Origin of the sequence: Paenalicyclobacillus cellulosilyticus (assembly GCF_014647315.1) — a bacterium.
Classification (GTDB): Bacteria; Bacillota; Bacilli; order Alicyclobacillales; family Alicyclobacillaceae; genus Alicyclobacillus_J; species Alicyclobacillus_J cellulosilyticus.
Genome location: NZ_BMOY01000158.1, coordinates 341 through 579, shown reverse-complemented (window position 1 = coordinate 579; position 239 = coordinate 341). Strand labels below are relative to the sequence as shown.

1 pseudogene is annotated in these 239 nt (G+C 45.6%); it reads right to left on the bottom strand.

Annotated features, from left to right (window positions below):
- Positions 1–217 (bottom strand): annotated as a pseudogene (gene argS, locus IEX97_RS13350) (arginine--tRNA ligase); the annotation flags it as partial.
- Positions 218–239: the final 22 nt, after the last annotated feature.

Below are 239 nucleotides of genomic sequence, written 5' to 3'. Positions count from 1 at the left end.
TAATAAATCCAGGTCCGGCAATTTCCACCCGCTCCACAAGCGGATGCTCTGGAATGGCCTTAACCATAATCTCTGCCAATTGCCTAGGCGACTTTCCACTTGGCTTTGCTAAGACCAAAGCAAGATTAGAAGCATAATCCCCATGACTTTTATCTTTGGTGCGCTCAACTTTAATATCCACTGAGACGTCTTGGGGTATTAACTCCGACTGTTTCATGTCGAGAACTACATTGGCCAGA